This window comes from Mesorhizobium sp. ESP7-2, from assembly GCF_020164715.1.
In the GTDB taxonomy this organism is placed as follows: Bacteria; Pseudomonadota; Alphaproteobacteria; order Rhizobiales; family Rhizobiaceae; genus Mesorhizobium.
This window is the reverse complement of record NZ_JAIUGQ010000049.1, coordinates 20,217-41,782: the sequence shown is the minus strand read 5'-3', so window position 1 is coordinate 41,782 and position 21,566 is coordinate 20,217. Positions and strand designations below refer to the sequence as shown.

Sequence of the window (21,566 nt, the reverse complement as noted above, 5' to 3'; positions counted from 1 at the left end):
TAAGTTTATCCACGGACGGTCTCCCTTGTTGAGATCTGCAACGACCTCATTCTGGCACATTGCGATGCCGTCGGGGGGCGTCCACCCCAACACGGACTCATGTCCGCTGCGCTCCGGTTCTCGAAATCACCACCATATGACTCGCCAGAGCACCTTTCGAAACAGTCTCTGAGAGCGTATCGAACGGACTCTATCTGCTCGATACTAGCCGATTTCAGCGCGCGGTGAAGCGGCGCCCGCAACTTCGCAAGGAATGTGCTTGTGAGGGTTAAAAAGGACAGTCGGCGCCGGGATTTCTCCCAGCGCCTCCCTGTCAGATCAGGACACGGTCGCGGCAGCAACTTCCGTAAAGTCGTCGCGCCATGCCGGCCTTGATTTTGACGGTCCTGCCAGAGGCCGCCCGAAGGCAGCATCCGTTCCAGACCACGCCGGTCTTGGCCCTTGCGGGCTTTGCCCTGCGCGCCATCGAAGGTTTTTGCCGTCCTTCATGGCAGCATCGGTCCGCCGTCGGCGTTGGCACGCTTTCCGCGGCCCCGTAGGTCTCGGCTTCCGTCCCTCGAACAGGCAAGCCTGCTTTTCGCTCCGGGCCGTACGGGCCTCAGGAAATCCGCCTTTCACTTCGCCTTTCGGCTTGATGATCGGTAGCCGCCTGAGATGGGTTGAACTTACGCCGGGTAAGGGGTTTGGGGAATGGCCGCGCCCCTGTGGATAGCGGGGTTATCGGGGACCGATGCCAGAAGCCAAGGAAATTCAGGCGCGAACGCCTTAGACAGCCTGCCCCGCTTTTTCGGCGAACGAACCGAAGGTGCCCCTTGCCCTGTCGACAGGCGCGGGTTTCAATACCGGCAAAAGATTTGGGCGCGGCATGTCCGGCGCCTTCCGGGGGAGGATGCACAGTGAAGGTCGGGGTGGTGCTCAATCCGATTGCCGGTGGCGGCCGGCTGAAACGGCATTGGCCCGATGTCGCCGCAGCGCTGAAAAAGCACTTCGGCGATTTCGAACTGCGCGAAACACAGGCCGAGGGCGACGCCGAGCGGCTGGCGCTCGATCTCGCGGCAAACGGTTTCGACCTGGTGATCGCGGCGGGTGGCGACGGCACGGCGAGCGAAGTGGCCGACGGCTTGCTGCAGGCTCGCGAGGAGGGCGGCAGGACGACCGAACTCGGCCTGCTGCCTTGCGGCGCCGGCATCGATTTCGCGCGCGGCCTCGGCCTGCCGACGGCGATCGACGCGACGCTGAAACGGATGGCCGAAGCCAAGGCAAGGGCGGTCGATGCCGGCCGTATCTGCTACATCGACGAGCATGGCGCGCTGGCCAGCCGCCACTTCATCAATATCGCCAGCCTTGGCCTGTCGGGCGCCACCGACCGCGCCGTCAATGCCGACAAGCGCAAGGGCAGGATGTCGGCCAAGGCGCTGTTCCTGTGGCGCACAGTGGTCGAGTTCATCCGCTACCGCTTTCAGGACGTACGGATCACCGTCGACGACGGCGACCCGGTCGAGGCGCGCATGGCGCTGGTGGCGGTGGCCAACGGCAAATTCTTCGGCGGCGGCATGATGATCGCGCCCGATGCGGAACTGACCGACGGACAGTTCGACATCGTCATCCTGCGCGCGGCCGGCAAGCTGAAGCTGATCTGGGATATCAGGCTGCTCTATGGCGGTAGGCACCGCGACCATCCCGCCATCACCATTTTGCGCGGCAGGAAAGTGGTGGTCGAACCGCTCGGCGATGTGGAAAAGAACGGCGCGCTGGTCGACATAGACGGCGAGTCGCCCGGGCGCATACCGGCGACCTTCGAGATCCTGCCTGGGGCGTTGACGCTGAGGTATTGAAACGAGATGTTGCCGGGGACAGCGTCCCACAACGTCGTCATCCCTGGGCGAAGCAGGAGCGAAGCTCCGTCGCGCAGACCTGGGATCCATGCCGCGACCTTGGCCGGAACAGCACCATTGCAACGCCTTGATGTTACGGCATGGATCCTCGGGTCAAGCCCGAGGATGACGAAGGGAAGGGTGGTTCCGTCAATCGCCGAGGTATACGATCCGATCGAAACTCTCGTTCAGGAAACCAGTCGTGATGTTGCAGCTCTGATTCAAGTTGTTGCGGCTATGGGTCTAGATTCTTGCCCAACGCGTTGATTTCATTTGCTGGCTCATGTTGCTCAGATTTCCAACTTGGCCGGAAAGCCCGGCGCGCGCAGATCGGTGCCGACTGTATCCTCCAGCAGCTTGACGATCTGGGTCGACCAGGCGCCGCCGCCATACGCGGCCTTGCCCTGCTCGAAGATAGCGTTGACGCGCGATGCCAGATCGAGCGGGACGCCGGATTGTTCGGCCATGGCGAGTGCGAAGCCTAGGTCCTTCAATGCCAGGTCCATGGTGAAGCCGATGTCGTAGGAGCCGTTCAGCACCAACTGGCTTTCAGTCTCGTGGACGAAGCTGTTGCCGGAGGAGGCAACGATGGCGTGGTAGGACTGGGCGAGGTCGAGCCCGCCTTGCTTGGCCAGCATCAGCGCCTCGCCGGCGGCGACCAGATGGATGAAGGCCAGCATGTTGGTGATCACCTTGATCACGGCCGCCGAGCCGATCGGGCCCATCAGGAACGACTTCGCGCACATCGCTTCGATGGCCGGGCGGTGACGCTCGTAGAGGGTGGCATCGCCGCCGACCAGCGCGGTGATTTTGCCGACCGCCGCCAGATGCACGCCGCCGGTGACCGGGCACTCCAGCGTCTCGACGCCTCGGGCCGAGGCGAGGGCGGCAAGCCGCAAAATCTCGTCGCGGCCGTTGGTCGACATCTCGATCCAGGTGCCGCCCTTGGAGAGACCTTCCAGCAGCCCGCCCGGGCCAGCCAGCACCGCTTCGCTGACTTTTGGTGAGGGCAGGCAGCTTATGGCATTGCCGGCGCGAGCGGCGGCCTCGGCCGGGGTGCCGGCAGAGGTCGCGCCGAGCGCGACAAGGCGCTCGACGGCGGCGGGGTCGCGGTCGACAACGGTGACGGCAAAGCCGTTGCGGATCAGGCTGGCGGCAAGGTTGCCGCCGAGATGGCCAAGGCCGATGAAGGCGTAGCTCTCGCTCACGGCATCAACGGCGTCTGCATCATCTGCAGATGCAGGTCCTTGCCAGTGTAGGGATGGGCGTCGCAGACCGCCTCGTTGAGCTCGACGCCGAGCCCCGGCTCCTTCGACGGGATGACATTGCCGTCCTGCCATTCGATCTTCTTCTTCAGGAGCGTGGCGTGGAAACCGTCCCACTGCTTCAGCGATTCCAGGATGAGGAAGTTCGGCAGCGTCACCGCGAGCTGGATGTTGGCGGCACCGACGATCGGGCCGCAATAGCAATGCGGCGCGACCTGGATGTGATAGGCCTCGGCCATGGCGGCGATCTTCTTGGTCTCCAGAATGCCGCCGGAGCGGCCGAGGTCAGGCTGCAGGATGGTCGCGGCGCGGTTCTCGATGACGCGGGCGAATTCGGATTTCGTCGTCAGCCGCTCACCGGTGGCGATCGGGATCGAAGTCGCACGCGCCACCTGCGCCATCACTTCGGGCATGTCAGGCGGCACCGGCTCCTCGAACCACAAGGGATCATAGGGCTCGATGGCGCGCGCCAGGCGCAGCGCGCCCGATGCGGTGAACTGGCCATGCGTGCCGAAGAGGATGTCGGCGCGGGTGCCGACCGCCTCGCGGATTGCCTTGATCATGCGGGTCGAGACATCGATGTCGACGAGGCGGGGCTGGTGGCCGTCGAAGGCGGTGTAGGGGCCGGCCGGGTCGAGCTTGACGGCGTTGAACCCCTGCTCGACATATTCGAGCGCGCAGGCCGCGGCCATCTCCGGATCGTTGTAGACGTTCCTTCCGTCCGGCGCGTCCTCCGAATGGACACTGCCGGTGTGCGGATAAAGATAGGTGTAGGAGCGCAGCGTCTCGTGCACCTGGCCGCCGAGCAGTTTGTAGACCGGCTTGTTGGCCTCCTTGCCGACGATGTCCCAGCAGGCCATTTCGAGTGCGGAAAAACAACCCATGCCGGAAACGTCGGGGCGCTGGGTGAAGCCGGAAGAATAGGCGCGGCGGAAGAAATTCTCGATGTCGTGCGGATCGCGGCCGACGAGGTATCGCTCGGCCATGTCCTCGATCATCTTCGCCGTGATGTGCGCGGAGAAGGTAGCGTTGTAGGCCTCGCCATAACCGACCACACCGCCATCGGTGGTGAGCTTGACGAAGATGAAATACTTGCCGCCGATGCCAGGCGGCGGATTGCCGACAACCCAGGTCTTGACGTCGGTGATTTTCATTTATGGTCCTCCAGAACCAGTTCGGCGCCCTTCCACCCGGTCATGACCGAGGCGGCGTTGGTGTTGCCGGTGATGTTGTCGGGAAAGATCGAGGCGTCGATGACGCGCAAGCCTTCGAGCCCGTGCACCTTGAGGCGCGGATCGACGACGGAACGCGAGGGGTCGGGACCCATGCGGCAGGTCGAAACCGGGTGATAGACGGTACCGGAGCGCTTCCTGAAATCGGTGATCAGGTCGGCGTCGGACTGGATCGACGGTCCGGGCAACACCTCTTCGGCGATTATCTCGGCCATGGCCGGCATCGAGGCGATCTTGCGAACGAATTTCACCGCCGCCAGCATCTCGTCGACATCGGCATTGGTCGAGTAGGCGTTGGCGACGATCTTGGGATAATCCAGCGGATTGCTGGAGCGGATCATGATCTCGCCGCGGCTCGACGGACGGCAGTTGGACAGGCCGATGGAGAAGCCGGGCCACGGATCCGGCGTCAGGATCGGGCGCTCGCCATTCTTCGGGATGAGGGTCGAGAAGGCCTGGAAATAAAGCTGCATGTTGGGCCGCGAGAAGGCCGGGTCGGTGCGGAAGAAGCCGCCGCCATGGTTCATCGACAGCGACAGCGGGCCGGAGCGGGTCAGGATATACTGCATGCCGACCAAAAGCTTGCCCCACCACGGGCGCAGGATCTGGTTGAGCGTCGGCAGCTTGCCCTTGAAGGTGTAGTTGATGCCGACGTGGTCCTGCAGATTGGCGCCGACATTCTCGTTGGCATGAGCCACCGGGATGCCCAATCCTTTGAGCAATGCAGCAGGGCCGACGCCGGAGAGCTGCATGAGCTGCGGCGAGTTGATCGAGCCCGAGGACAGGATCACCTCGCGGCCGGCGCGGGCCGTTTTCGTCTGACCGTTCTGCCGATACTCGACGCCGACCGCGCGCTTGCCTTCGAACAGGATGCGGCTGGCCAGCGCGTTGGTCTCGACGCGGACATTGGCGCGCTTCATCGCCGGGCGCAGGAAGGCGCGTGCCGTCGACATGCGACGGCCGTTTTTGGTCGAGATCTGGTAGATGCCGACGCCCTGCTGGGCAGCACCGTTGAAATCGGGATTGAGCGGCAGCCCGGCCTGCTGGCCGGCGGCGAGATAGCGTTTGGTCAGCGGGTGGACTGCATCAGTTGTGTCGCTGATGTGCAGCGGGCCGCCGGTGCCGCGCCATTGGTCGGCGCCGGCCTCATTGTCCTCGAGCGCCTTGAAGGCCGGCAGCAGGTCGTCATAGCCCCAGCCGGGATTGCCGGCGGCACGCCAGTCGTCGAAATCCTCGCGCGCGCCTCTGATCCAGACCATGGCGTTGATCGAACTCGACCCGCCGAGCAGCTTGCCGCGCGGCCAGTGGTCGACATTGCCGCCGAGGCCGGGGTCCGGCTCGGTCTTGTAGTTCCAATTGACGGTGGGATCGAAGAAGGTCTTGCCGTAGCCGAGCGGCATCTGCACGTAAAAGCGGCGGTCGCTGCCCCCTGCCTCCAGCACCAGGACCGAGAAGCGGCCCGAGGCCGACAATTTGTCGGCCAGAACCGAGCCGGCCGAGCCGGAGCCGACAATGATGAAATCGTAGGTCTGCATGGTGGACGTCGGTGGCTCCTGAATGTGGCACCAACCTAGGCGCGGCGGGCCCGCCGCGTCGCCGCGCCTTCCGGCATCGGTTGTGAAAAAAGCGACTGGTATATCCAGCTACGTCGCGGGGAATACCGACAATCGCGCTTGATATGCATGGGGTCGACGGACTATGCGAGGGCATCGCCACTCTGCGCAAAGGCAGGAGAGCCCATGCGTGTCCTGTCGGATGCTTTCATTCCCGAACTGCCGGGCTATTACAAAGGCAAGGTCCGCGAGAATTACGACCTGGCCGACGGCAGGCGCATCATCATCGCGACCGACCGTCTCAGCGCCTTCGACATCATCTTGACCTCGATCCCGTTCAAGGGAGAAATCCTGACGCAGACGGCGCGGTACTGGTTCGAGGAAACGGCCGATATCTGTCCGAACCATGTGCGGGAATATCCCGATCCCAACGTCGTCGTCGGCACGAGGCTCGACATCCTGCCGGTCGAGATCGTCGTGCGCGGCTATCTGGCCGGGACCACCAGCACCTCGATCCTGACCCGTTACCGGCGCGGCGAGCGGGAGATGTACGGGATGCGCCTGCCTGGCGGCTTGCGCGACAACGAGAAGCTGGCCGAGCCGGTCATCACGCCGACCAGCAAGGCCGCGGACGGCGGCCATGACGAGCCGCTGTCCAGGGCCGAGATCCTGGAGCAGGGCCTGCTTACGCCGGCGCAATGGGAGACCGTCTCCGATTACGCCCTGCGGCTCTTCGCCCGCGGTCAGGCGCGCGCCGCCGAGCGTGGCCTGATCCTGGCCGACACCAAATACGAATTCGGCACCGACAAGGACGGGACGATCATCCTCGCCGACGAAATCCACACGCCCGACAGCAGCCGCTACTGGATCGCAGCGAGCTACGAACAGGCGCTGGCTGATGGTGCGCGGCCGGAGAGCTTCGACAAGGATTTCATCCGCTCATGGGTGACGGCGCGCTGCGATCCCTACAAGGACCCGATCCCGAGGATTCCGGACGAGATCGTCGAACAGGCCTCCAGCGTCTATGCCCAGGCTTACGAGGCGATCACCGGCAAGGCATTCGTGCCCGACCTTTCCGGCGACACTGTTCTCGACCGCATCCGTTCGAACCTTGCAGGTTATTTTTGAGAGGTGCGCCTCTCAGCTAGCGCCTGGTCTTACGCCGCGCAGTCGACCCCCACTCCGTCGAGCTTCGCTCGCCACCTCTCCCCCGTTCGACGGGGGAGAGGAAGGGCGCGAGCTTGGCGGGGCTGGCGCCTTCCTCTCCCTCCGGAGGGGGGAGAGGTGGCGCTGCGAAGCAGCGACGGAGTGGGGGAAGCCCGTTCCAAAACCCGAAGCCGCTGAAAATCAGGCACAACCGGGCGAATGCCAAGGTTAGCCAATGGCCCCATGGAGGCGAGGAAACAGCAACTGCGGCGCGTTGACCTGTTCCTGCAGCGGCGATACGGGATCTATGATCATCACCTCGCAAGGATTCGGCCCATGGTGCAGTACGCGGACGGACGGCCGATCGGAGACCTGACGCTACGCACGCTGGCCATGCCTTCGGACGCCAATGCCGCCGGCGACATTTTCGGCGGCTGGGTGATGGCGCAGATGGACCTTGCCTGCGGCATCCGCGCCGCGGAGCGCGCCAGGGGCAGGGTGGTGACGGCGGCGGTCAAGGAGATGTCCTTCGCCAAGCCGATGAAGATCGGCGACACGCTGTGCATCTACACCCATGTCGAACGCGTCGGCCGCACCTCAATGACGCTCAAGGTCGAGGCCTGGGCACAACGTTATCTCTCCGACCTGATGGAAAAGGTGACGCACGCCGATTTCATCATGGTGGCGCTCGACGGGGAGGGCAGGCCGAAGGCCGTTCCACCCGAGAGCTGATTCTGCCAATCCCGGACATTTGTAACATCGCCCGAGCGGAGCGATGCGTTCAGCGACATCCTGCCGTTGCCTCCACGGCCAATTCTGCGGGCGTCGGAGGAAGACAATGCGTCAACACCTATTGAACGGCTGGCTTGCGGCGGCTCTCGCCGCGCTCGCCTGTCTGCTTGCCATAACCGCTTATGCCGAAGTCAAACAGGTGTGCATGACACGACTGGTGTGAAGGAGCGGACAGCGACGTGCACGATCGGCAGCCCGACGCCTTGCGGGGCCATGGCGCGAACAGTCTGACCGGCTGCCTTTGGAATGCGGTCAGCGTCACGGCGGGGTGAGCTCACCTCGACCGCCATGCACAAGATTCCCGGATCTCTTCGGCGAACCAAGCCCCCTCGTTCAGGGAACGATGACTTCGCCTGCAAACACGAAGCGCCGCTCAGTGCGAAACTCCGGACTCCTTGCCGCGCAAGGACTTCAGGCTTGCATCTCGTCAAATCTGGCGCGCGCCGACTGGACGCGCTGGGTGTTCTTGCGTGCCCAATCCCCAAGCGCGCCGACCGGGACCAGCAACTCGTGGCCGAGCTCGGTCAGCTCGTAATCGACGCGTGGCGGGATGGTTGGAAACACCTTGCGGGTGACGAAACCGTCGCGCTCCAGGCCGCGCAAGGTGGTGGTCAGCATCTTCTGCGAGATGCCGCCGACAGCCGCGCGCAGCTCGTTGAAACGCAGCGGTCCACCGCCAAGCTTGCCGACCACGAGCACGGTCCATTTGTCGCCGACGCGCTGCAGGATCTCCGACACGGCCCGGCAGTCCTCGGTGTTATGCGGGTGCCTCAGTAACAAAAACGTGCCTCCTTGCGCGCCAGTTTGACAGTATCACATATAGCGCCGGTATCCAAACGATACCAAAAATTCCCGCAAGGAGAGCCCCTTATGTCCAAGCCCAAAATCGCCATTGTCATCGGTTCGACGCGCGCCGCCCGCTTCGCCGACGTGCCGACGCAGTGGATCGCCAAGATCGCCAAGGCACATGCCGATATCGATGTCGAAATCGTCGACCTGCGCGACTTTCCGCTGCCCTTTTTCGATGAGGTCGCGTCTTCCGCCTGGGCGCCGTCGCAGAACGAAGTCGCACAGCGCTGGCAGAAGAAGGTCGCCGGATTCGACGGCTTCATCTTCACCGCCGCCGAATACAATCACGGCCCGACGGCGGTGCTGAAGAACGCCATCGACTACGCCGCCAATGAGTGGAACAAGAAGCCGGCCGGCTTCGTCGGCTATGGCAGTGTCGGTGGCTCGCGCGCCGTCGAACAGCTTCGTCTCCACGCCGTCGAATTGCAGATGGCGCCGGTCAAGTCCGCCGTCCATATCGCCTGGGGCGATTTCCTCGCCGTCCGTCAGGGCGAGAAGAAGCTCGAGGAGCTCGAGCACCTGAATCAGGCCGCCACCGCGCTGGTCAACGACGTCGCCTGGTGGGCCAAGGTGCTGAAGGCCGCTCGTGCCGCCGATGCCGTCGCCGGGGAAGCCCAGGCGGCCTGATCCGCCGGATCGGATTGTCCTCCCAAGGATACGGGGCGGCGCTTGCGCCGCCCTTTTTTCGTCGGGGTTCTTGCGAAGAAGTTGCGGCGCGCCTGAAAGTTAGCTTGAAACGCCACGCCTACCAAACCGCTTGGCGCGGCGGCGAACGGCCAGCTAAAGGTCGCGATCGGCGGCTGCCGTGGCGCGGGCGAGCAGCAGGGCGCGTTCCCTGTCATTGCCGGTCAATTGGGCGGCCTGGCGGAACGCGGCGCTGGCTTCCGCCCGATGGCCGAGCTTCTCCAGGAGATCGCCGCGCACCGTGGGCAGGAGATGCGAGTCCTTCAGGCGCGGCTCGTCCTTCAGCGCCTCGACGATGGCGAGGCCTTGCGCCGGGCCGAACGCCATGCCGACCGCCACGGCGCGGTTGATCTCGACGATCGGCGAGGGAGCCGAGAGCGCAAGCGCCTGGTAGTAGGCCGATATCGCGATCCAGTCAGTGTCGGCGGCGGTGACCGCGCGGGCATGGCAGGCCGCGATCATCGCCTGCAGCAGATAGGGGCCGGGCGCTGATGTCAGGGCCATGGCGCGATTCAGGCCGTCGAGGCCGCTCCGGATGAGCGACCAGTTCCACCGGCCGCGGTCCTGGTCGAGCAGCAGGATCGGGTCGCCCGTTGCGCCGGTGCGGGCCGCGAAGCGCGAGGCGTTGAACTCCATCAGCGACACCAGCCCCCGCACCTCGGGCTCGTCAGGCATCAGCGCCGCCAATGAGCGGCCGAGGCGCAGCGCCTCGGCGCATAGATCGGTGCGCAACCAGTCCGGTCCAGTGGTGGCCACATAGCCCTCGTTGAAGATGAGGTAAACCACCTCCAGCACCGCGGCGAGGCGATCGCGCCGCTCTTCCGCGCGTGGCGTCTCGAACGGGATGGCGGCATCGCGAAGGGTTCGCTTGGCGCGCACGATGCGCTGGGCGGCTGTGGCTTCGGGCACCAGGAAGGCGCGGGCGATCTGCGGCGTCGACAGCCCGCCCAAGAGCCGCAAGGCCAGTGCGGCGCGCTGCTCGGCGGGCAAGACGGGATGGCAAGCGGTGAAGATCAGCCGCAGGAGGTCGTCGTCGATATCCTCGTCGCGCGCCGCCCCGATGTCAGGCATCTCGCGCTCCAGTTCGGCGAGGTCGATGGCGAGTTCGCGATGCTTGCCGTCGATCATGGTGGTGCGGCGCAGCCGGTCGAGCGCGCGGTTCCTGGCGACCTGCGTCAACCAGGCGGCCGGGTTGCGCGGGATGCCGTCGCGAGGCCAGCGCTCCAGCGCCAGCAGGAAGGCGTCCTGCGCGATTTCCTCGGCCAGCCCGACATCCCTGAGGGTGCGCGCCAATCTGGCGGTGAGCTTCGGCTGCTCGATCCGCCAGACGGCCTCGATGGTTGCGTTGGCGGTCAACCCTTCAGCTCGTCAAAACCTTCCGCCACCTTCTGAACGTCCTCGGGAAATTCGCTCATTTCAAAGACTTGGCGGATTTCGATCACGTCGTTCTCGCCGGCGGGGCAGCGACGGGCCCATTCGATGGCCTCATCGCGCGAGCGCACGTCGATCACCCAATAGCCGCCCAGCACTTCCTTGACCTCGGCGAAGGGGCCGTCGACGACCACAGGCTTGCCGCCCTTGTAGCTGACCCGCGCCCCGGCGGACGGCGGATGCAGGCCGTCGAGCGCCAGAAGCACGCCGGCTTTCTTCAGTCCGTGATTGTACTTCATCATCCCTTCCACCGCCTCGGCGCTAGGCATGACATCGGGTGCGGCGTCCGCGTAGCCGCCGGGGATCATCAGCATCATGAACCGCATGGTCTTCTCCTTGGTTGGGTTGGTTCAATCATATGACGAACGGGCAATGGCGGAATCGACAGGCGTGGCAAAAAAGTTCAGGTCCCAGATCACAGCAGCAATGTGGACCGCCATATCGGCTGGGCTGCCATCTGGCCCCGCCGATTGGTCCTGATATATCCGGCTGCGATCCACCACATGAGGGGGCCTCGTGAAGTCATCCAGCCTGGCAGGCGTCGTTTCTCCCATGGTCCCGGTGCTTGTCTGCGCGCTCGGCATCTTCCTGCTGTCGGGGATGGACGCGGCCATGAAGGTGCTGGTCATCGCGGTCGGCGTCTACAACACGGTGCTGTGGCGCAGCATGCTGGCGACCGTGGTCGCGGCTACTGGCTGGTCGATTGGGCCACGCAGGCTGCCCACGCCTTCCGTGCTCAGGCTGCATGCGCTGCGCGCCGCCGTTGTCGGCGTCGTCTTGCTGTCCTTCTTCTGGGGGCTCGCCAGGCTGCCGCTGGCGGAGGCGATCGGACTCAGCTTCGTCGCGCCGCTGTTTGCCCTGCTGCTGGCCGCGCTGCTGCTCGGCGAAAGAATACAGCGGCGGGCGATCTGGGCTTCATTGGCCGGCATAGCGGGCGTCGCAATCATCGTGGGTGGCCAGTTCGGGCAGGCGAACCATGCCAGGGATGCCTTGCTCGGCACGGCGGCGGTGCTGGTATCGACGGTGTTCTACGCCTACAATCTGATCCTTGCGCGGCAGCAGGCACTGGTGGCCAAACCGATCGAGATCATGCTGTTCCAGAATCTTTGCGTGGCGGTCATCGTCGGTCTCGCGGCACCCTGGCTCGCCATTGCCCTGCCGCGCGAGCTCTGGCTTCCGCTCGCCGGGGTAACGGCGCTGTCGCTCGCCGGCCAGTTCCTGATGAGCTGGGCCTACGCGCGTGCCGAAGCGCAATATCTGATCCCGACGGAGTACTCGGCCTTCATCTGGGCGATCGCGCTTGGCTTCCTCTTCTTCGACGAGGCGGTGACCTGGACCACGCTGGCGGGAGCCGGCCTTATCGTGGCCAGTTGCCTGATCGCGGCGCGTTCCAATCCCAGGCTTGCCGAGCCGATCGAGGCCGCTGTCTGAGGACAGGTCGCACGCCACGACAGTCAGCGCATCACTTCGCGGTGGCCGCTGGGCTGGTGGGTGGCGATCAGTTTGTCGAGGTCGACGATCTCGATCGTCAGCCGGTGCGGCAACGCGTTATTTCCCGGAGCGGCAATTGCACGGCCTAGCCAGACAGCAGAGAGCGCTCCGGGTGACCTGAAACAGGCATGACCGCAAGTAGATCGGCCGGTATCGTGAAATTTTTATTAAATATTTCGCCCGCCTGATTACGATCTATCGACCAATTGTTGGTCTGTTGTGCTGTCCGCTCAGAGAATGTCACCGAATGATCGATGCAATGGCAGACTATATGGCAAGTTCCTGGAACGATATCTCGCATGGCAACGTTGGTCCGGGTGCGGTCGCCTGGAATCGAACGACACAAGCTGGCCAGGCATCACGAGGAGGATTTGTCCGATGAGCTTCTTCGTCAACGCCGTGGGTGTTCCTCTTCCCTATAGCGGCGCCTCCAACCATTGGTTCTCGGCGCCAGGGGCCGGCCCGGACTTGTACGGCAGTGCGGGAAACGACTCGCTCTACGGAGCAGGCAATGTCAACGTCACGATGCATGGTGGCACAGGCGATGACATCTATTACCTCTATGGGGCGGGCAACAAGGTTGCCGAGGCCGCCGGGGCAGGCATCGACACGATCAGCACATGGATGAACTACAAGCTCCCCGACAATGTCGAGAACCTCATCGTCACAAACCCCAATAACTACGCCTTCGGAAATGGGTTGGACAACATCATCACCGCCAAGGCCGGGCACCAGACGCTGGACGGCGGCGCGGGAAACGATGTGCTGATCGACGGCGGTGGCGGTTACGACACGTTCATCGTCTCGAAAGGCCACGGAAGCGATCTGATCGCGAATTTTGCCGCCACCGATACCGTACGCCTCAATGGCTATGGGTTCACTTCGTTCGACGCCATCCACTCGAACATGGTCCAGGCGGGATCGAACGTGTTGTTGAACCTCGGATCCGGCGAGATCCTCGAGTTCAAGGACACGACCGTCGACAAGCTGCAGCCCGGCCAGTTCGAATTGCCGATCGACATGTCCGCAATGAAGCTGTCCTTCAGCGACGATTTCAACACGCTCAATCTTCACAATGCCCAGGGCGGCACGTGGGACACCAATTTCTCATGGGGAGCGCCGAACGGCAGCACTTTGAGCGACAATGCCGAATTGCAGTGGTACATCAACGCCAATTACGCACCGACGAGTTCGGTCCACCCGTTCAGCGTCGATAACGGCGTGCTCACCATCACCGCGGCTCAGGCGCCGGCAGACATCAAGCCTCTCATCAACAATTACGAATACACGTCCGGCGTCCTGACGACGCATGACTCGTTCTCGCAGACCTATGGCTATTTCGAAATGCGGGCCGACCTGCCCGAGAACGCCGGCGCCTGGCCAGCCTTCTGGCTGCTGCCGGAAGACGGCTCGTGGCCGCCGGAACTGGATGTGGTGGAGACGCGCGGACAGGAGCCGAACTCGTTGATCATGACGGCGCACTCAAATGAAACGGGAACGCACACCAAGGTGACGTCGACGGTGAATACCATGGACACCGCCGGCTTCCACACCTATGGCGTGCTGTGGACGCCGGAGAAGCTCGTCTGGACTTATGATGGTGTTCAGGTCGCGGAAGCGGCGACGCCATCCGACATGAACAAGCCCATGTACATGCTGGTCAATCTCGCGGTCGGCGGTTTCGCCGGCTCTCCGCCCGATCATCTGGCGACGCCAGCCGAGATGAAGATCGACTACATCCGCGCCTATACGTTGGACAACGCGCCGGCGAGCGCTCTGCACATCACCAGCAGCAGCGCCACGCACAGCATCGCCAGCAGCACGCTGCACAACGGCTCGGAATTCGGAGGCCACGCGTAAGGTCCCGGGGTCATGCAGCGGTGGGGAAAGCGGAAATGACCGGACCGTCGGGCCTGCGTCCGGTCTTCATGCGCGCCATCGCCGATGTCGGCGTCTTCTCGTTGCTGATCAACATCCTGCTGCTGGTGATCCCGCTCTACCTGCTGCAGGTCTATGACCGTGTGCTGCCGTCCTCCAGCGTCGAGACGCTCGTCTATCTTTCGGGCATCGCGGTTCTCGCGCTCGCCTTCCTCGGGCTGCTGGATGCGATCCGCGCCGTCTACACGCAGCGCGTCGCGGCGACGGTCGACCGGAAGCTGGGTGCCAGCACCTTCGCCATTTCGCTCGGCGCAAAATATGCCGGTCTGTCGCCGCTGCGCGACCTCGCCTCGGTCTGTGCCTTCATCAGGTCGCGCGGCGTGGCGGTGCTGTTCGACCTGCCCTTTGCGCCTGTCTTCCTCGCCTTGCTCTATCTGATCCATCCGGTGCTGTTCTGGGTGACGGTCGCCGGCGCGGTGCTTCTGCTTTTCCTGGTCGCGGCCAACCAGCTTGCCATTGGCAGGAACGACGCCTTGTCCACGGAGCGTTCGGCCTTGGCCAGCCAGGCGGAACAGGCCTTCGCCCGCAATGCGGAGACGCTGCGCGCCATGGGCATGGTGGAGAACGCCTCGCGGGTCTGGGCACGGCATGTAGCGGCTGCGCTCGCCTTCCACGACCGTTCTTCGAGCGCCAATGCGATCTTCAGCGGCGCCTCGCGGGCGTTGCGCATGATGCTGCAACTGGCGATCCTCGGCGCCGGCGCATGGCTGGTGCTTCAGGGGCAGATGACGGCCGGCATGATCTTCGCCTCGTCGCTGGTGTCGTCGCGCGCGCTGCAGCCGCTCGACCAACTGATCGGCGCCTGGCGCCAGATCGCCGACGCCCGGCGGGCGTGGACACGGCTGGAAAAGGCGCTTGCGGCACGTCCGGCCGAGGCGCGAAAACTGATCCTGCCCGATCCGGCCGGCGCGATTTGCGCGCAGGACGTTTTCTTCATGCCGCCGAATGCCCGGCCCGGTACCGAGCCTATCCTCAAGCGGCTTACCTTTGCGATCGGCGCTGGCGAAGCGTTGGCCATCGTCGGCCCGAGCGGCGCCGGCAAATCGACGCTGGCGCGGCTGCTCGTGGGTGCCGCACAGCCGACCGGCGGCTCAATCAGGATCGACGGCGCCGACATCGGGACATGGGACGAAAGCCAGCTCGGAAAGCATGTCGGATACCTCGCGCAGGAGGTCGAGCTCTTTCCAGGATCGATCGCGCAAAACGTCGCCCGCTTCGACCCGGAGGCGGATGACGGAGCGATCGTCGATGCGGCAAGGCGTGCCCAGGTGCATGAGTTGATCCTGGCGCAGCGCGATGGCTACCAGACCATGATCGGCCCGTCGGACAGGGCGCTGTCGGGCGGCGAGCGCCAGCGTATCGGGCTGGCGCGCGCCTTCTACGGCAATCCGCGGATCCTGGTGCTCGACGAGCCCAGTTCCCATCTCGACGGCAGCGGCGAGGCCGCGCTCGAGGCGGTGCTTTCGGCGGCGCGGACGGCCGGCGTCACGGTCGTCGTGATCACCCATCAGCCTTCGATCGCGGCTGCTTGCGACCGCGTGATGCTCTTGCGCGGTGGCATGATCGAAGCCTTCGGCCCAAGCACTGAGATGCTGCGGCGGTCGGTCGTCGGCAAGGGCGTCCAGCAGAGCACGGTGGTGACCGGGTCGTTCGCCCCGACGATCCGCGCGCATGGCAGCTTCGGATCCTGAAGATGACGACACAGAGCATCGCCTGGGATAACCAGCCTCGCACCGACATAAGACGCGTGGCACTCACCGGCTATGCCGCCGTAGCGCTGCTGGTGGGCGGCTTCGGCTATTGGGCCGTCAGCGCGCCCTTGTCGGGAGCGGTGATCACGCAAGGCACGATCTCGGCAACCGGCGGCAACATCCAGATCCAGCATCGCGAGGGCGGTATCGTCCAGGCGTTGCTGGTCCATGAAGGCGATCGCGTGCAACTGGGCCAGGATCTGATCGTGCTGGATCCAACGGCCGCGCAGGCCGAGCTTAACCGGCTGACGAGACAGTCGATCGCGCTTAGGGCGAGCGCGGCGCGGCTGGAGGCGGAACGCGACGGGTTGGACAGGCTGGCGCCAATCGCCGAAGCGGCGCCCGCGCCTTTCCAGCACGATTTCGAAATCCTGATTCGAGAGCAGCAGAAGGAATTCGACGCCAGGCTCGCCCGGTTCCGGTCGGAAAAATCGATCCTGGCACAACGGGCCGCCATGCACCGGCAGTCGGTAACGGGATTGCAGGCCCAGAAACAGGCCATTCAGCAACAAGCCGAAGTCGTCAAGAAGGAACTCGGCATCAAGACCAGTTTGCTGGACAGGGGCCTTACCAACCGGACCGAATACTCTCAGCTATTGCGCAGCGAGGCCGATCTCGTCGGGCAGGCCGGGGCGCTGGAGGCCAATCTCGCGACGGCCAACACCCAGATCGTCGAAGCCCAGGAGCAGACCGAGCGCCTGACCACGCAACGCGTCGAGGAGGCGCTGACGAAACTCGACGACGTTCGCTCCAATCTGGCCGACGTCGAGGAACAGACCAGGGCGGCGGAGGCGGTGGTGCGGCGAACCACCATCAAGGCGCCGGCAGCGGGCATCGTGGTGTCGTCGACCTACAATTCCAAGGGCAGTGTGATTGCCCCCGGCGAAAAGATCATGGAGATCCTGCCCACCGCGTCGGGCCTTGTCGTCGACGCGAGACTGCGGCCGAAGGACATCGATCAGGTCCGCGTCGGTCAGCCGGCGAAACTGCGATTGTCCGCCTTGAATTCGCGGCTCACGCCAGAGGTTTCAGCCACCGTGACACGGATTTCGGCGGATCGGCTCATCGACCAGACCTCGCGTGAACCCTATTTCCGCGCCAAGCTGACGATTGCCGCCGACCTGCCGCCCGGCGTGAGGCGCGATCAACTTTATCCCGGGACGCCGGTCGAGGCGTTCATCAGCACCGGCGACCGGACTTTCCTGGAATATCTCGCGCGGCCGATGCTCGATTCATTCGCGCGCGCTTTCGCGGAGCAGTAGATCTCCTTGGACACTTGAACCGTCAGCGCGCCACCTCGCGGTGGCCGCTGGGCAGGCGGGTGGCGATCAGCTTGTCGATGCGGCGGCCGTCGAGGTCGACCACCTCGAAGCGCCAGCCCTGAGCATCGACGCATTCGCCGGTCGCCGGCAGATGGTGCATGTGCGACAGCACATAGCCGGCGACGGTCTCGTAGTCGCGGTTTTCCGGCAGGTCGATGCCCAGCACCTCGGCCATCTCGTCGGCCTGCATGTAGCCGGCAAGCAGCCATGAGCCGTCGTCGCGCTGAACGGCGTTTTCTTCCTCGCCGGCCTCGAGGTCCGAGCGGAAGACGCCGGTGATGGCTTCCAGAATGTCGGCGGGGGTGACGATGCCCTCGAAGTGGCCGTATTCGTCATGCACCAGCGCCATCGGCACGTCGCTGTCCTTCAGCTTCTGCAGCACATCGAGCGCATCGGCCTGGTCGTGCACGATGGGAGCCGCGCGCACATACTTGCGCGGGTCGAGTGCGCGGCCACCGAGCAGCGCGGCCAGCACGTCGCGCGTCTGGATGACGCCGATCATGGCGTCCACCCCGCCGTCGCCGGCGGGCAGGCGCGAATGCTGGGTGTCCATCAGAAGCTTGCGGATCGTGGTTTCATCGGACTGCAGGTTGATCCAGTCGACATCGGTGCGCGGCGACATGACGGCGCGCACGGCGCGGTCGCCAAGCCGCATGACGCCGGCGATCATGCGCCGCTCGTCGGATTCGATGGTACCGTGATGCTCGGCCTCGGCGACCAGCATCCTGATCTCCTCGTCGGTGACCTTTTCCTCGCTTTCGCCGTGCTGGCCGAGCAGCCAGAGCAGGGCACGGCCCGAAATATCGAGCAGGAAGACCAGAGGGGCCGAGACGGTGGCGAGGATGGTCATTGCCGGCGCCGCGCGCACCGCGACCCGCTCGGGATCGCGCAGCGCGATCTGCTTGGGCACCAGTTCGCCGATGATCAGCGAGGCATAGGTGATGATGGCCACGACGATGCCGACGCCGAGCGGATCGGCGATGTTCTCGCGGACGCCTGTCGAAGCCAGGGATTGCGCCAGCCTCTGGCCGAGCGTGGCGCCGGAAAAGGCGCCCGAGAGCACGCCGACCAGCGTGATGCCGATCTGCACGGAGGACAGGAATTTGCCGGGATTGGAGCCAAGCGCCAAAGCGCGGCCGGCGCCTTTGACGTTGCGGTCGATCATCGCCTTCAGGCGAGCCGGCCGCGATGAGACGATGGCGAGTTCGGACATCGACAGAAGGCCGTTCACGCAGATGAGGACGACCACGGTGGCGATTTCAACGTATAGCATGAGGGCTCAATAGCATTGCCGCACGGCTTTCGAAAATAGTCGGCGACCATTTTAGAAAGATGACGGCAAATGCGGGTCGATCAGGCGGCATCCCAGGGCGGCGACGAGAAATGCGCGACCAGCGCGTCGACAACGACCCGCACCTTGGGCGTCAAGGCGCGTGTCACCGGCCAGATGGCATGGACGGAAATGTTTTCGACCAGCGTGTCCATCAGCACCATTTCCAGCGCGCCGCTCTTGAGACTGTCCGCCACCAGCCAGGTCGGCAGGAAGGTGATGCCGCAACCGGCAAGGACCGCGCCCAGCATCGGCTCGCCATTGTCGAGCACCAGCCTTGCCCGCGGCGTGAACTTCGCGACATGGCCATCGGCCTGCCTGATGCTCCACGCGTGGGCGACGCCGTTGCGGGTGTAGCCGATCAGGTCATGGCCGGCGAGATCCTCGATCGTTCGCGGCCTGCCGTTTCTGTCGAGATAGGCGGGGGCGGCGCATATGGCAGAGCGCTGGGTATAGAGCCGGCGTGCGGCCAGCGACAGGCTGTCGTCGAGGTCGCCCATGCGGATCGCAAGGTCGATGCCTTCCTCGATGAGGTCGACGCGGCGGTCGTTGAAGGAAATCTCCATGGCCAGATCGGGAAATCGCCTGGAAATGTCGAACAGCACGGGAGCCACGCAGCGGTGGCCGAAGGCCGACGGCAGGTCGACCCGAAGCCGGCCCGAGGGCACCTGGCGGCGCGAGGCGAGCAGCGCCTGGGCGGCTTCGATCTCGGATAGCGCCCTGACGCAGGCTTCATAGTAGCACAGGCCTTCGTTCGTCGGGCTGAGGCTGCGCGTCGTGCGGTTGAGCAAGCGGATGCCAAGCCGCTGTTCAAGCTGCGCGACCGATTTGCCGACCGCCGATTTCGTCACCCGCAGCCGCTCTCCGGCGCCGGTGAAGCTTCCTGCCTCAATCGTTTGAACGAAGGCGACGACGCCTTGCAGATCCGCGGATTCCATCGATCTATTCCTATTGTAGAAATCTGCTCACCAATTCGTTTCCGATTATGGATCATGGAAGCGCTTTTTTCCATAGTGAAACAGCGTAAATATCCCGCCAGCCATGCAATCGGGAGCAGACGCAATGAGCAGCGACATCAACAGATCCTGGCGGATGACCGGCTTTGGCCTGCCCAGGCTGGAATTGGCCGAAGGGAGGATTCCCGAGCCCGGGCCGCATGACCTGCTGGTGCGGATCAAGGCCATATCGCTGAACTACAAGGACAGGATGATCGTCGATGGCGTGCTGATCCCCGATCTAGCCTTTCCGTTCGTCCCGACATCGGATGCCGTGGGCGAAGTGGTGGCAGTCGGCGGCGCTGTTAGCCGCTTCAAGACCGGCCAGCGCGTGCTGGGGCAGGTGATTGCCGATTGGCCCGATGGCGATGCGCCGCCGGTGCTGCACCAGCACACGCTGGGATCGTCGCTGCCCGGCACTTTGAGCGACTACCTGCTCCTGCATGAGGACGCCGCCGTGCTGGCGCCGCCGTCGCTCAGCGATGCCGAGGCTTCCACGCTGCCGATCGCGGCGCTGACGGCCTGGTTCGCGATGGCCGAGGCGACAAGACCGGTGCCTGGCCAGACCATTCTGATCCAGGGCACGGGCGGCGTCTCCCTGTTTGCGCTGCAATTCGCCCACACCTTCGGCCTGCGCGCCATCGTCACGTCAAGCAGCGACGGCAAGCTCGAGCGGGCAAGGACGCTCGGCGCCTGGCAAGTGATCAACTATCGCACAAGGCCGGCATGGGACGAAGCGGCGCGCGAGCTGACAGGTGGCGCCGGCGTCAACCATGTCCTCGAAATGGTCGGCGGCGACAATGCGCGGCGCTCGCTTGACGCGCTGGCCGCCGACGGCAGGCTGTCGGTCATCGGCCTGTTGGGCAGCATGGAACTCTGCTTTCCGATCGTGCCCTTCCTGCGCAACCGGATTGTCGTGCAAGGCATTTCGGTCGGCCACCGCCGCGCCTTCGAGCGGATGAACCAAGCGATCGAGGCGCTGGAGATCAAGCCGGTCATCGACAAGGTCTTTGGTTTCGACGAAGTGCCGCGCGCCTTCGAGCATCTGGAGAAGGGGCCGTTCGGCAAGATCGTTATCGCCACGACCTGATCTCCGGTCATGGCAATTGCTTCAGCACGCCGACGATCGCCTTGCCATCGGTGAAATAAGGGTCGCCGCCACCATTGCGGCCGGTCTTGGTGGGGCCAATGCCCGCCAGGTCGCCGGTCGAGAGCAACAGGCCGGAGGCACTCAGATCGCCGATCATGAAGTCGCGCTCGGCATCGATGTCGGGACCGATATGATGGGTGATGGCGCCCGTGTCATGGCTCAAGCCGACGCCGCGATCGAAGCTGGCAGCACCCAGCCAGAGCGGCCTTCCGTCGTCGCCGACCGTATCCGTCTGCCAGAAGCGGACGTGATGGCGCCGGTCGGCGCTGTCGCCGACCGGCTTTTCGAAAGCGAGTTCCTGGGCGCGGCCCTCGAACAGCAGGCGGCTCATCGGTGCGTCGGGATAGGGGCGGGAAAACAGAACGCTCTCGCCGATATCGATGGCGGTCCTCAATGTGATGGCGTCCGCGGTGTCCCAGCCGGCGACAGCGAAAGCGTGCACCAACTCCTTCTCCGTACCGACCAGGCCGACATTGATGGGGTCGCCGGGAATGCCTTGCCGCGTGTGGGTGACCATCTCGAAGCGCTGGTCGCGAAAGCCGCGGTCACGGAATGTCCAGAATTCCGGCGCGGCGACATAGGCGAGCGCCACATAGGCGGCCAATAGCGCGGCAAGCCATATCGTCAGGCGTCGTCGAAGGCTTCGTTGGCTCATTTGCTCCCCATGTCGTCAGGGTCTAAGCAGATTCCGCCGGTGGGGCCAGAGTCCTATGGGTAGAGCCAGGTGTCTTTCTTATGACCGGTGACCATGTCTTCGTCATCA

General features: G+C 64.4%; 18 protein-coding genes. 9 read left to right on the top strand and 9 right to left on the bottom strand.

What is annotated here, in order from left to right:
• Window positions 1–896: 896 nt before the first annotated feature.
• A complete protein-coding gene (locus tag LB543_RS29985; protein WP_140810346.1) occupies window positions 897–1,835 on the top strand; it encodes a diacylglycerol/lipid kinase family protein in 939 nt (312 codons plus the stop codon).
• Between the two features lie 329 nt (window positions 1,836–2,164).
• On the opposite strand, the gene LB543_RS29980 is transcribed toward LB543_RS29985, so the two are convergent.
• From LB543_RS29980 to LB543_RS29970, 3 genes are read right to left on the bottom strand one after another with little or no spacing between them, the layout of a single operon-like run.
• A complete protein-coding gene (locus LB543_RS29980; protein WP_224616696.1) occupies window positions 2,165–3,082 on the bottom strand; it encodes an NAD(P)-dependent oxidoreductase in 918 nt (305 codons plus the stop codon).
• Window positions 3,079–4,293 carry a mandelate racemase/muconate lactonizing enzyme family protein gene (locus tag LB543_RS29975; RefSeq protein ID WP_140810344.1) on the bottom strand — a complete coding sequence of 405 codons (1,215 nt, stop codon included), beginning with the start codon at window positions 4,291–4,293 and terminating at the stop codon, window positions 3,079–3,081. Before LB543_RS29975 ends, LB543_RS29980 begins: the two co-directional genes overlap by 4 nt.
• Window positions 4,290–5,906 carry a GMC family oxidoreductase gene (locus LB543_RS29970; protein ID WP_224616695.1) on the bottom strand — a complete coding sequence of 539 codons (1,617 nt, stop codon included), beginning with the start codon at window positions 5,904–5,906 and terminating at the stop codon, window positions 4,290–4,292. Before LB543_RS29970 ends, LB543_RS29975 begins: the two co-directional genes overlap by 4 nt.
• A 204-nt stretch (window positions 5,907–6,110) precedes the next feature.
• On the opposite strand from LB543_RS29970, the gene LB543_RS29965 reads away from it, so the two are divergent.
• Together LB543_RS29965 and LB543_RS29960 are read left to right on the top strand one after the other, a co-directional pair.
• Entirely contained in the window at window positions 6,111–7,052 is a 942-nt protein-coding gene (locus LB543_RS29965; RefSeq protein WP_224616694.1) for a phosphoribosylaminoimidazolesuccinocarboxamide synthase, read from the top strand.
• 354 nt (window positions 7,053–7,406) lie between these two features.
• Window positions 7,407–7,802 (top strand): acyl-CoA thioesterase, encoded by a 396-nt coding sequence (locus LB543_RS29960; protein WP_224616693.1) that lies wholly within the window; start codon window positions 7,407–7,409, stop codon window positions 7,800–7,802.
• A 471-nt stretch (window positions 7,803–8,273) separates the two neighbouring features.
• Here the strand turns inward: LB543_RS29960 and LB543_RS29955 are convergent, their stop codons facing one another.
• Window positions 8,274–8,642, bottom strand: a complete 369-nt coding sequence (locus tag LB543_RS29955) for a winged helix-turn-helix transcriptional regulator (RefSeq protein ID WP_140759442.1) — start codon at window positions 8,640–8,642, stop codon at window positions 8,274–8,276.
• 90 nt (window positions 8,643–8,732) lie between these two features.
• Here LB543_RS29955 and LB543_RS29950 point away from each other — a divergent pair, with 90 nt between their 5' ends.
• Window positions 8,733–9,338 (top strand): NADPH-dependent FMN reductase, encoded by a 606-nt coding sequence (locus LB543_RS29950; protein WP_224595820.1) that lies wholly within the window; start codon window positions 8,733–8,735, stop codon window positions 9,336–9,338.
• A gap of 153 nt (window positions 9,339–9,491) precedes the next feature.
• Here LB543_RS29950 and LB543_RS29945 read toward each other — a convergent pair whose 3' ends face one another.
• Both LB543_RS29945 and LB543_RS29940 read right to left on the bottom strand, forming a co-directional pair.
• The gene (locus LB543_RS29945) at window positions 9,492–10,751 is read right to left on the bottom strand and encodes an RNA polymerase sigma factor (protein WP_224616692.1); all 1,260 of its coding nucleotides are present in this window, start codon (window positions 10,749–10,751) and stop codon (window positions 9,492–9,494) included.
• Complete coding sequence (locus LB543_RS29940) at window positions 10,748–11,152, bottom strand: YciI family protein (protein WP_224616691.1); 405 nt, start codon at window positions 11,150–11,152, stop codon at window positions 10,748–10,750. Before LB543_RS29940 ends, LB543_RS29945 begins: the two co-directional genes overlap by 4 nt.
• A 226-nt stretch (window positions 11,153–11,378) precedes the next feature.
• On the opposite strand from LB543_RS29940, the gene LB543_RS29935 reads away from it, so the two are divergent.
• From LB543_RS29935 to LB543_RS29920, 4 genes are all read left to right on the top strand, one after another.
• On the top strand, window positions 11,379–12,257 hold the full coding sequence (locus LB543_RS29935; RefSeq protein WP_224616698.1) for a DMT family transporter: 879 nt from the start codon (window positions 11,379–11,381) through the stop codon (window positions 12,255–12,257).
• A gap of 438 nt (window positions 12,258–12,695) precedes the next feature.
• Window positions 12,696–14,177 carry a family 16 glycosylhydrolase gene (locus LB543_RS29930; RefSeq protein WP_224616690.1) on the top strand — a complete coding sequence of 494 codons (1,482 nt, stop codon included), beginning with the start codon at window positions 12,696–12,698 and terminating at the stop codon, window positions 14,175–14,177.
• A gap of 35 nt (window positions 14,178–14,212) precedes the next feature.
• Window positions 14,213–15,946: a type I secretion system permease/ATPase gene (locus tag LB543_RS29925; protein WP_224616689.1), complete on the top strand. Its 1,734-nt coding sequence runs from the start codon at window positions 14,213–14,215 to the stop codon at window positions 15,944–15,946.
• 2 nt (window positions 15,947–15,948) lie between these two features.
• Window positions 15,949–17,268, top strand: coding sequence for an HlyD family type I secretion periplasmic adaptor subunit (locus tag LB543_RS29920; protein WP_224616688.1), 1,320 nt, complete (start codon window positions 15,949–15,951; stop codon window positions 17,266–17,268).
• Window positions 17,269–17,290: 22 nt separating this feature from the next.
• On the opposite strand, the gene LB543_RS29915 is transcribed toward LB543_RS29920, so the two are convergent.
• Together LB543_RS29915 and LB543_RS29910 are read right to left on the bottom strand one after the other, a co-directional pair.
• Window positions 17,291–18,601 (bottom strand): hemolysin family protein, encoded by a 1,311-nt coding sequence (locus tag LB543_RS29915; protein WP_224616687.1) that lies wholly within the window; start codon window positions 18,599–18,601, stop codon window positions 17,291–17,293.
• An 80-nt stretch (window positions 18,602–18,681) separates the two neighbouring features.
• Entirely contained in the window at window positions 18,682–19,596 is a 915-nt protein-coding gene (locus LB543_RS29910; RefSeq protein ID WP_140810332.1) for a LysR family transcriptional regulator, read from the bottom strand.
• Between the two features lie 124 nt (window positions 19,597–19,720).
• On the opposite strand from LB543_RS29910, the gene LB543_RS29905 reads away from it, so the two are divergent.
• Entirely contained in the window at window positions 19,721–20,743 is a 1,023-nt protein-coding gene (locus tag LB543_RS29905; RefSeq protein ID WP_224616686.1) for a zinc-dependent alcohol dehydrogenase family protein, read from the top strand.
• Window positions 20,744–20,750: 7 nt separating this feature from the next.
• Here LB543_RS29905 and LB543_RS29900 read toward each other — a convergent pair whose 3' ends face one another.
• Window positions 20,751–21,458: an LssY C-terminal domain-containing protein gene (locus tag LB543_RS29900; protein ID WP_224616685.1), complete on the bottom strand. Its 708-nt coding sequence runs from the start codon at window positions 21,456–21,458 to the stop codon at window positions 20,751–20,753.
• Window positions 21,459–21,566: the final 108 nt, after the last annotated feature.